This is a genomic window from Kitasatospora sp. NPDC005748, assembly GCF_040630735.1.
GTDB lineage: Bacteria > Actinomycetota > Actinomycetes > Streptomycetales > Streptomycetaceae > Kitasatospora.
Window position 1 is genome coordinate 1 of sequence record NZ_JBEXYD010000116.1, and the last position, 10858, is coordinate 10858.

General features: G+C 75.5%; 2 protein-coding genes. Both read left to right on the forward strand.

Features of this window, described 5'->3' with window-relative positions:
* A complete protein-coding gene (locus ABZ495_RS36260; RefSeq protein ID WP_359840229.1) occupies positions 1–4044 on the forward strand; it encodes an SDR family NAD(P)-dependent oxidoreductase in 4044 nt (1347 codons plus the stop codon).
* The coding region (locus ABZ495_RS36265) for an SDR family NAD(P)-dependent oxidoreductase (RefSeq protein WP_359840230.1) at positions 4037–10858 on the forward strand (6822 nt) is incomplete at its 3' end. The genes ABZ495_RS36260 and ABZ495_RS36265, both read left to right, overlap by 8 nt.

Genomic DNA, 10858 nt, shown 5'->3' on the forward strand with positions numbered 1-10858 from the left:
ATGTTCGTGGAGTTCTCGCGGCAGCGGGGGTTGTCGAGGGACGGTCGGTGTCGTTCCTTCTCGGTGGATGCCGAGGGGTTCGGTATGGCCGAGGGTGTCGGTGTCCTGTTGGTGGAGCGGCTTTCGGACGCGGTGCGCAACGGGCATCCGGTGCTGGCGGTGGTGCGGGGCAGTGCGGTGAACCAGGACGGTGCGTCGAACGGTCTGACGGCGCCGAACGGTCCGTCGCAGCAGCGGGTGATCCGGCAGGCGCTGGCGAACGCCGGACTGTCGGCGCGGGATGTGGACGCCGTCGAGGCCCACGGCACGGGCACCACCCTGGGCGACCCGATCGAGGCGCAGGCCCTGCTGGCCACCTACGGTCAGGACCGCGCCGGGGGAGCACCGCTCTGGCTGGGCTCGGTGAAGTCGAACATCGGGCACACCCAGGCGGCGGCGGGTGTGGCGGGTGTGATCAAGATGGTGTCGGCGATGCGGGCGGGTGTGCTGCCCAGGACGCTGCACGCCGACCAGCCCTCGCCGCACATCGACTGGTCCTCGGGCGCGGTGGAGTTGCTGTCGGAGGCCCGGGAGTGGGGCTCGTCGGTGGAGCGGCCGCGTCGGGCGGCTGTCTCCTCCTTCGGGATCAGCGGGACCAACGCGCATGTGGTGCTGGAGCAGGCGCCCGTGGAGGAGCCGTCGGCCGCGTCGTCGGGGCCGGGGGTGGCGCCGCTGGTCGTCTCCGCGCGGGGCGGGTCGGCGTTGCGCGCGCAGGCGGCGCGGTTGGCCGACTGGTGGGAGGCGCGGGACGACCTGGGTGTGCCGGATGTGGCCTATTCGCTGGCCTCGGGGCGTGCGCGGCTGGAGCGCCGGGCCGTCGTCGTCGCGGAGGACCGGGCCGAGGCGCTGCTCGGTCTGCGCGCCGTGGGCGGGGCCGCGCCGGTAGCGGGGGTCGTCGAGGGCACGGCCGACCTGCCGAATGACGCGGGGGTGGTGTTCGTCTTCCCGGGTCAGGGAGCGCAGTGGGTAGGCATGGGCCGGGAGTTGGTGGATTCCTCGCCGGTGTTCGCGGCGCGGCTGGCGGAGTGCGCGCGGGCGTTGCGGCCGTTCGTCGACTGGGACGTGCTCGATGTGCTGCGGGGCGTGCCCGGCGCGCCGTCGCTGGAGCGGGTGGATGTGGTCCAGCCGGTCTCCTTCGCGGTGATGGTCGCGCTGGCCGAGCTGTGGCGTTCCTACGGTGTGGAGCCGTCGGCGGTCGTCGGCCATTCACAGGGGGAGATCGCGGCCGCCTGTGTGGCGGGTGCGCTCCCCTTGGTGGACGCGGCGCGGGTCGTGGCCTTGCGCAGCCAGGTGATCGCGGACGCACTCGCGGGGCTGGGCGGGATGGTGTCGCTGGCGCTGAGCCCGGTCGGGGCGGGGGAGTTGGTGGCTGCCGCGGAGGGCCGGTTGTCGGTGGCGGCGGTGAACGGGCCCGGCTCGGTGGTGGTGTCGGGGGAGCCGGCGGCGTTGGAGGGGCTGCTGGCGGACTGTGAGGCGCGGGGCGTGCGGGCGCGCCGGATCCCGGTCGACTACGCCTCGCACTCCGCGCAGGTCGAGACCGTCCGGGGCCGACTGCTCGACGTCCTGGGCGAGGTCACCGCCCGGTCGGCGGAGGTGCCGTTCTACTCGTCCGTGACCGGCGGCCGGGTGGACACGACGATGCTGGACGCGGAGTACTGGTACCGGAACCTGCGGGAACCGGTGGCGTTCGCGGCGGCCGTGCGGGCCTGTGCGGCCGACGAGTTCCGGGCGTTCGTCGAGAGCAGCGCGCACCCGGTGCTGAGCCTGGCCGTCGAGGAGACGTTGGAGGAGCACGGCGGAGAAGCCGTGGTGGTCGGGTCGTTGCGGCGGAACGAGGGTGGGCTTGAGCGTTTCCTCGCGTCGGTGGCCGAGGTGTGGGTGCGTGGTGTGCCGGTGGACTGGGGTGTGGCCACGGGGGGTGGGCGTCGGGTGGAGTTGCCGACGTATGCGTTCCAGGGTGAGCGGTTCTGGCTGGAGCCGTCGGTGGTGGGTTCGGGTGTGTCGCCGTTGAGTGCGGCGGATGCGTTGCGGTATCGCGTGGTGTGGCGGCCGTTGGATGTGGTTCCGGCGGTGGGGTCGGGGGGTGCGTGGCTGCTGGTGGTGCCGGAGGGTGGTGCTGACGGTGGCTGGGGGTCGGCGCTGGTGTCGGCGTTCGCCGAACTCGGTGTGGATGCCGGTGTGTTGGTGGTGGATGGTGCGGTTCGGCGTGACTCGTTGGCGGCGTTGTTGAAGGGGCGTGAGCCGGCGGGGGTGGTGTCGCTGCTGGGCAGTGGGTCGGGTGTGGTGGCCGGTGGTGGGTCGGTGCCGTGGGGTCTGGCGGCGTCGGTGGCGTTGGTGCAGGCGTTGGAGGACGTGGGTGTGGCGGCGCCGTTGTGGTGTGTGACGCGGGGCGCGGTGGCGGTGGGTGGTGGTGAGCGGGTGTCCGGTCCGGAGCAGGCGATGCTCTGGGGTCTGGGCCGGGTGGTCGCGGCGGAGCTGCCGGACCGTTGGGGTGGTGTGGTGGATGTGCCGGAGTCGCCCGGGGTCGATCTGGCGCGGGCCACGGTCACCGCGCTGATCGGCGGGCACGGTGAGGACGAACTTGCGGTCCGTGCTGCGGGGTTGTCCGTGCGGCGGTTGGAGCGGGCGCCGCTGGCGGGCCGTCCGGCGGTGCGTGACTGGAGGCCTGGCGGCACTGTGCTGATCACGGGTGCCACCGGCGCGCTCGGCCGTCACGTCGCCCGGCGCCTGGCCGCCGACGGCGCCGAACACCTGCTGCTGCTGAGCGAGGACGCCTTCGAGGACGCCGAGTTCCTCGCCGAGCTGACCGCCTCCGGCGCCCGGGTGAGCGCCCACCGGTGCGAGATGTCCGACCGGGCCGCGGTGGGCGAGCTGCTGGCCGGGCTGCCCGAGGAGCACCCGCTCACGGCCGTGTTCCACGCCGCCACGCTGCTCGACGACGCCCTGGTCGACACCTTGACTGTCAGTCAGATGGAGCACGTGCTGCGGGTCAAGGTGGGCGGTGCCCGGGTGCTGCACGAGCTGACCGCGGGCCTGGACCTCTCCGCCTTCGTCCTGTTCTCCTCCTTCGCCGGCGTCTGCGGCCTGGCCGGTCACGCCAACTACGCACCGGGCAACGCCTATCTGGACGCGCTGGCGCACCAGCGGCGGGCGGACGGCCTGCCCGCCACCGCGATCGCCTGGGGCCACTGGGACGGTGCCGTCACGGCCGCCCCCGGTACCGAGGAGCGGATCCGCCGGCACGGCGCCCGGGACCTCGACCCGGAGCTGGCCCTGGACGCCCTCGGGGGGATCCTGGACCACGACGAGACCTCCGTCGCCGTCCTGCACTGCGCCTGGGACGACCCTGCCTGGCGCCTGCCCCTGCTGGGCGGCCTCCGCGCCGAACGGCCCGGGCCGGCCCCGTCCGGCCCGGCGGTCGCCGACCCGTCGGACGACCCGGCGGCCGCGCTGGCCCGCCGCCTGGCAGAGCTGCCGGAGGCCGAGCGCCCCGGCGCCCTGCTGGCGCTGGTCCGGCCGGTGATCGCGACCGTCCTGCGGCACTCCTCGCCGGACGCGATCGAGCCCGACCAGCCGTTCAAGGACCTCGGCTTCGACTCGCTCACCGCCGTCGAACTGCGCAACCGCCTGCGGACGGCGACCGGCCTGCGGCTGACCTCCACCCTGATCTACGACCATCCGACCCCGGCGGCGCTCGCCGACCACCTGCACGCCGAACTGGCCCCGCGCCCCGACACCACCGTGGTGCCGGTCCTGGCCGAACTGGACCGGCTGGCGGCGGTCCTGTCCGCCGCCTCGCTCGCGGTGGCCGAACGCCAGGCGGTCGGCGACCGCCTCCAGGACCTGCTGGCCGGCTGGCGCGCCACCGCGTCGCGCGCCGACGGTCCCGCCGACACCGTCACCGAACTCGAAGCCGTGACCGACGACGAGCTGATCGGGCTCCTCGGCGACGAGTTCGGCATCTACCAGCCCGATCACTCCGCAGAGGGAAACGCTCATGAATGACGACCGGATGCGCTACTTCCTCAACCGGGTGACCGCCGAGCTGCGCGAGACCCGCGACCGCCTGCGGGAGCTGGAGGACAGTCGGCAGGAGCCGATCGCGATCGTCGGCATGGCCTGCCGGCTGCCCGGCGGCGTCACCTCGCCCGAGGGCCTCTGGGACCTGGTGGCGGCGGGCTCCGACGTGATCTCGGGGCTGCCCGTCAACCGCGGTTGGGACCTCACCGACTTCTACGACCCGGACCCCGACGTGCCGGGCCGCTCCTACGTCCGGGCCGGCGGGTTCCTGCACGAGGCCGCCGAGTTCGACGCCGCGTTCTTCGGGATCTCGCCGCGCGAGGCGCTGGCGATGGACCCGCAGCAGCGGCTGCTGCTGGAGACCGCCTGGGAGGCGTTCGAGCACGCGGGCATCGATCCGGTGTCGGTGCGCGGGACCGACACCGGGGTGTTCGCCGGCGTGGTCTACGGCGACTACGCGCGGCGCGGTGCGCGGATCCCGGCCGATCTGGAGGGGCACGTCGGCACCGGCAGCGCCGCCAGTGTCGCCTCTGGCCGGATCTCCTACACCCTGGGCCTGGAAGGCCCCGCGGTGACGGTCGACACCGCCTGCTCCTCCTCCCTGGTCGCCCTGCACCTGGCCGTCCAGTCGCTGCGGTCGGGCGAGTGCTCGCTGGCGCTGGCCGGCGGGGTGACGGTGATGCTCACCCCCGAGGAGTTCGTCCGCTTCTCCCGGCTGCGCGGTCTGTCCACCGACGGGCGCTGCCGGGCCTTCGGGGCCGGCGCGGACGGCTTCGGGATGGCCGAGGGCGTCGGGCTGCTGCTGGTCGAGCGGCTGTCGGACGCGCGCCGCAACGGGCATCACGTCCTGGCGGTGGTGCGCGGGTCGGCGGTCAACCAGGACGGCCGGTCCAACGGGCTGTCCGCGCCGAACGGCCCCGCCCAGCAGCGGGTGATCCGGCGGGCCCTGGCCGACGCCCGGCTGTCCGCCGCCGAGGTGGACGTGGTCGAGGCGCACGGCACGGGGACGAAGCTCGGCGACCCGATCGAGGCCCAGGCCCTGCTCGCCACCTACGGCCGGGACCGGCCGGCGGAGCAGCCGCTCTGGCTGGGCTCACTGAAGTCCAACGTCGGCCACGCCCAGGGGGCGGCCGGCGTCTCCGGGGTGATCAAGATGGTGATGGCGATGCGGAAGGAGGTCCTGCCGAGGACGCTGCACGCCGAGGAGCCGTCCCCGCACATCGACTGGTCCTCGGGCGCGCTCCGGCTGCTCACCGAGGCCCGGCCGTGGCCGGCGGGGGAGCACCCGCGCCGGGCCGGCGTCTCGTCGTTCGGCATGAGCGGGACCAACGCGCACGTCGTCCTCGAACAGGCCCCGGCCCCGGTGGACGCGGAGCCGGGGGAGGCGCCGGCCGCGGTCGCGCCGGTGCCGGGGCCCGCCGTGGTGCCGTGGCTGCTGTCGGCGCGCAGCGCGCCCGCGCTCCGCGAGCAGGCCGCGCGCCTGCGTTCGGCCCTCGGGGCGGGCCGGGTCGAGGATCCGGCGGCGGTCGGCCATGCGCTGGCGACCACCCGGGCCGTTCTGGAGCACCGTGCGGTGGTGCTCGGGACCGACTCGGACAGCCTGCTGCGCGGCCTCGACGCCGTGGCCGGGGACTTCCCGGCGCCGGGTGTGGTCCACGGCGTGGCGACGGGCCCCAGCCCGGGCCGGACGGTGTTCGTCTTTCCGGGGCAGGGTTCGCAGTGGGTCGGGATGGGTGTGGAGCTGTTGGCGGAGTCGCCGGTGTTCGCGGGGCGGTTGGCGGAGTGTGCGGAGGCGTTGGGGCCGTTCGTCGACTGGGATCTGCTCGATGTGGTGCGTGGTGTGCCCGGTGCTCCGTCGTTGGAGCGGGTGGATGTGGTGCAGCCGGTGCTGTTCGCGGTGATGGTGTCGTTGGCGGAGTTGTGGCGGTCGTACGGTGTGGAGCCGTCGGCGGTGGTGGGGCATTCGCAGGGGGAGATCGCGGCGGCGTGTGTGGCGGGTGTGTTGTCGCTGTCGGACGCGGCGCGGATCGTGGCGTTGCGCAGTCGGGCGTTGACGGGGTTGGCCGGGCGCGGTGGGATGGTGTCCGTTCCGCTGCCCGCCGGTGAGGTGGGTGAGTTGATCGTCGGCTGGCGGGACCGGATCCAGGTGGCGGCGCTGAACGGCCCGGCGGGGACGGTGGTGGCCGGTGAACCGGGTGCGTTGGACGAGCTTTTGACGCATTGCCAGGAGCGTGGGGTGCGGGCCCGGCGGATTCCGGTGGACTACGCCTCGCACACCTCGCAGGTGGAGCGGTTGCGCGAGGAACTGCTGGCGGTGCTCGCGCCGGTCGAGCCGGGACCGGCCGAGGTGCCGTTCTACTCGACGGTCGAGGAGCGCTGGCTGACCGGCGCCGAGCTCGACGCCGACTACTGGTACCGCAACCTGCGTCGGACCGTCGCCTTCGAGCCCGCGACCCGGGCGCTGGCGGAGCAGGGCCACGGCGTCTTCGTCGAGGTCAGTCCGCACCCGGTGCTGACGGCGAGCCTCCAGGAGACCCTGGAGGCGGCCGGGATCCAGGGCATCGTGACCGGCTCGCTCCGCCGCGACGACGGCGGGCCCGCCCGGTTCCTCGGCTCGCTCGCCGAGGTGCACGTCCAGGGCCGCCCGGTGGACTGGGCGGCGGCCTTCGGCGGCCCGCCCGCACGGCGGGTGGAGCTGCCGACCTATCCGTTCCAGCGGCAGCGCTACTGGCTGAACGCCTCCGGGCTCACGGGCGGCGGACTGACCGGCGCGGGGCTCGGCACGGCGGACCATCCGCTGCTCGGCGCGGTGATCGAACCGGCCGACAGCGACGAAGTCCTGTTCACCAACCGGCTCTCGCTGGACACCCACCCCTGGCTGGCCGACCACGCCGTGGCGGGCACCGCCATCCTGCCGGGCACCGCTTTCGTCGAACTGGCCGTCCGGGCCGGTGACCAGGTGGGGTGCGAGCTGCTCGACGAGCTGGTCATCGAGCGGCCGCTGGTGCTGCCCGACCAGGGCGGTCTCCAGTTGCAGGTGCGGGTGGGCGCCGCCCAGCCGTCCGGGGTGCGGCAGGTCGGGGTCCACACCCGCCCGGACCAGGGCGGCGAGGAGCCGTGGACCCGCCATGCCACCGCCGTGCTGGCGGCCGCCGGCTCGGCCGGGGACCGGTCCCCGGAGGCCTTCGACGCCGAAGTGTGGCCGCCGCCCGGCGCGGTGGCCCTGGAGACCGCCGGGCTGTACGAGCGGCTGGTGGTGGCGGGCTACCACTACGGGCCCGCCTTCCGGGGGCTGCGCGCCGCCTGGCGCCGTGGCGACGAGGTGTTCGCCGAGGTCGGCCTGGACGAGGAGCAGTCGGCCGAGGCGGGCCGGTACGGGCTCCACCCGGCGCTGCTGGACGCGGCCCTGCACGCCACCTTCCTGACCGGCGCCGACGCGGACGCCGACGCCGGCGCAGGCTCGGCCTCAGGCGCCGGGACCGACGCGGTAGCCGGTCCCGGGGCCCCGACCGCCACCCGACTGCCGTTCGCCTGGAACGAGGTGCGCGTCCACGCGGTGGGCGCTTCGGCCCTGCGCGTCCGGCTGCGGCCGGACGGACCGGACCGGATGGCCCTGTCCGTCGCCGACCCCGCCGGGCAGCCGGTGGCGACCGCCCGGTCGCTGGCCCTGCGTCCGGTCTCCGCCGAGGAGTTCGGCGCGGCGGGCGCCGCCGTCGGGGACTCCCTCTACCGGATCGCATGGGCGCCGGCGCCCGGTGCGCCGGAGGCGGCGGCCCCGGCCCCGGCCGTGGTCGTCGAGCACTTCCCCGCGCCCGGGGAGGAGGGAGCGGCGGCCGTGCACCTGCTGGCCCGGCGGGCGCTCGACACCCTGCGGTCCTGGCTGGCCGACGAACGGTCGGCGGACCACCGGCTGGTGGTGGTGACGCGCGCCGCGACCGCCGTCCGGCCGGGCGAGGCCGCGGACCCGGCCGGTGCGGCCGTCTGGGGGCTGGTGCGCTCCGCGCAGGCCGAACACCCGGGGCGCCTGGTCCTGGTGGACGTCGACGACCCCGCCGCAGTGCCGCTCCTGCCGCCCGCCGTCCTCGCCTCCGAGGAGCCCCAACTGGCCGTCCGGGCGGGCGAGGTGCTGATGCCCCGGCTGGTCCGGGCGATCCCGTCCGGGGACGGCGCACCGGCCCCGCGGTTCGATCCCGAGGGCACGGTGCTGGTCACCGGTGGTACCGGCACGCTGGGGTCGCTGCTGGCCCGGCACCTGGTGACGGCGTACGGGGTGCGGCATCTGCTGCTGGTGGGCCGCAGTGGCCCGGCGGCCGAGGGTGCCGGTGAACTGGAGGCCTCGCTGCGCGAACTGGGCGCCGAGGTGACCATCGCGGCCTGCGACACCACGGACCGCGACGCGCTGCGGGAGCTGCTCGCCGGCCTCCGGCGCCCGCTGACCGGTGTGCTGCACGCCGCCGGGGTACTGGACGACGGCCTGGTGGCCGGGCTGACGCCGGAGCGGCTGGCGGCCGTCCTGCGGCCCAAGATCGATGCCGCGCTCGCGCTGCACGAGCTCACCGCCGGCGAGGACCTCGCCGCGTTCGTCCTCTTCTCCTCCGCCGCGGGCGTGCTCGGCGGCGCCGGCCAGGCCTCCTACGCGGCGGCCAACGCCGCCCTGGACGCGCTCGCCGGGGCGCGCCGGGCGCGGGGGCTGCCCGCCGTGTCGCTGGCCTGGGGCCTGTGGGCCGAGGCCAGCGGGATGACCGGTCACCTGGACCGGGCCGACCACCGCCGGATCGCCCGGAGCGGCGTGCGGCCGTTCTCCTCGGAGCAGGGTCTCGCGCTGTTCGACGCCGCGCTCGCGGCCGACGAGGCGGTCCTGGTGCCGATGGCGCTCGACCTCGCCGGGTTGCGGTCCGCGGACGCGACCGTCCCCGCCCTGCTGCGCGGCCTGGTCCGGTCGGGGCGGCGGGTGGCCCGGGCCGCCGCCGAGGGCCGGGCGGCCGGCACCCTGACGGAGCGGCTCGCCGGCCGGCCGGCGGGTGAGCGCGGTCGGGCCCTGCTGGAGCTGGTGCGCGCGCACGCCGCGACGGTGCTCGGTCACAGCACCGGCTCCGGGATCGAACCGGCGCTCGCCTTCCGCGAGTTGGGCTTCGACTCGCTGACCGCGGTGGAGCTGCGCAATCGGCTCGCCACGGCCACCGGGCTCCGGCTGCCGGCCACCCTGGTGTTCGACTATCCGACGCCGGCCGTGCTGGCGCGGCGGCTGGAGGCCGAGCTGTTCGGCGAGGCCGAGGGCGCCCGCCCGGCCGCACTCGCCGCCGAGGCGCAGGACGAGCCCATCGCGATCGTCGGCATGTCCTGCCGCTTCCCGGGCGGCATCGACTCGCCGCAGGACCTCTGGGAGACGGTCGCGGCGGGCCGGGACGTGGTCGGGAGCTTCCCCGAGAACCGGGGCTGGGACCTCGACACGCTGTTCGACCCGGACCCGGACCGTCCGGGCAAGAGCTACGTCGACGCGGGCGCGTTCCTCGCCGACCCCGGGGAGTTCGACGCGGAATTCTTCGGCATCTCGCCGCGCGAGGCGCTGGCGATGGACCCGCAGCAGCGGCTGCTGCTGGAGGCCTCCTGGGAGGCGTTCGAGCACGCGGGCATCGACCCGGCGGCGCTGCGGGGCAGCGACACCGGGGTGTTCGCGGGGCTGCTCTACCACGAGTACGGCGCGCTGCTCGACCGGGCCGAGGGGGCGTCCGAGCTGGAGGCCTACGCGGGTACGGGCGGTGCGGGCAGCGTCGCGTCGGGCCGGATCTCCTACACGCTCGGGCTGGAGGGCCCGGCGATCACCGTCGACACCGCCTGCTCGTCCGCCCTGGTGGCGGTGCACCTGGCGAGCCGTTCGCTGCGCTCGGGTGAGTGCTCGCTGGCGCTGGCCGGCGGCGTGACCGTGATGACCACGCCGGCCGCGTTCACCGGTTTCTCCCGGCAGCGCGGGCTGGCGGCGGACGGGCGGTGCAAGCCGTTCTCCGCGACGGCCGACGGCACCGGCTGGTCCGAGGGGGTCGGCCTGCTGGTCCTGGAGCGGCTCTCCGACGCGCGCCGCCACGGACACCGGGTGCTCGCGGTGGTCCGGGGCAGCGCGGTCAACCAGGACGGGGCGAGCAACGGGCTGTCGGCGCCGAACGGACCGGCGCAGCAGCGGGTGATCCGGCAGGCGCTGGCCAACGCCGGGGTCGCCGCCGACGGCGTGGACGCCGTCGAGGCGCACGGCACCGGAACGGTGCTGGGCGATCCGATCGAGGCGCAGGCGCTGCTGGCGACGTACGGCCAGGACCGCGCCGAGGCGGAACCGCTCTGGCTGGGCTCGGTGAAGTCGAACCTCGGCCACACCCAGGGCGCCGCCGGCGCCGCCGGAATGATCAAGATGATCCAGGCGATGCGGCACGGGGTGCTGCCGAAGACGCTGCACGTGGCGGAGCCGACGGGGCAGGTGGACTGGTCGTCGGGTGCGGTGGAGCTGTTGACGCGGGCGCGGCCGTGGCCGGAGACGGGGCGGCCGAGGCGTTCGGCGGTGTCCTCGTTCGGGATCAGCGGGACCAACGCGCATGTGGTGCTGGAGCAGGCACCGCCGGAGCCGGCGGAGTCGGCGGAGGCGAGCGGGGACGGTGTGGTGCCGTGGCTGCTGTCGGGTGGTGACGAGGGCGCCCTGCGGGCCCAGGCCGGCCGGTTGGCGGCGCATCTGCGGGAGCGGCCGGAGCTGGGCGTGCGGGACGTCGGCCACGCGCTGGCGGTCACCCGGGCGGCGCTGCCGGAGCGGGCCGCG